Below are 255 nucleotides of genomic sequence, written 5' to 3'. Positions count from 1 at the left end.
GCGCAAACTCCCAGACATCCTCGTCAATGCGCCGCGCGTTAATTGCACGTCGCTCCTCTGACTTTTTATGAGCTTGCTTTGGACGATAACCACGACCTCCAGTATTACGACGCAATTCTCTGCTGATGGTCGATTCACTTCGTTTTAGTAAGCTAGCAATCTGTCTTTGTGTTTGTCCTGCTTTTCTTAATGCGTAAATCTGGTATCGTTCTATTTGGGTGAGATGTGTGTAGTTCATTATGCAATTTCGACTGG

General features: G+C 45.1%; 1 protein-coding gene. It reads right to left on the bottom strand.

All coding sequences use genetic code 11. The annotated features are described in order from the left end of the window. Positions 1-238: helix-turn-helix domain-containing protein (locus ACO0K1_RS20350; RefSeq protein WP_423022065.1), on the bottom strand; the 238-nt coding region annotated here is incomplete at its 3' end. Positions 239-255: the final 17 nt, after the last annotated feature.

The organism is Undibacterium sp. SXout20W (assembly GCF_049340285.1).
Taxonomy (GTDB): domain Bacteria; phylum Pseudomonadota; class Gammaproteobacteria; order Burkholderiales; family Burkholderiaceae_D; genus Undibacterium.
The sequence above is the reverse complement of the archived record's forward strand: the minus strand, read 5'-3'. Positions and strand labels throughout refer to the sequence as shown.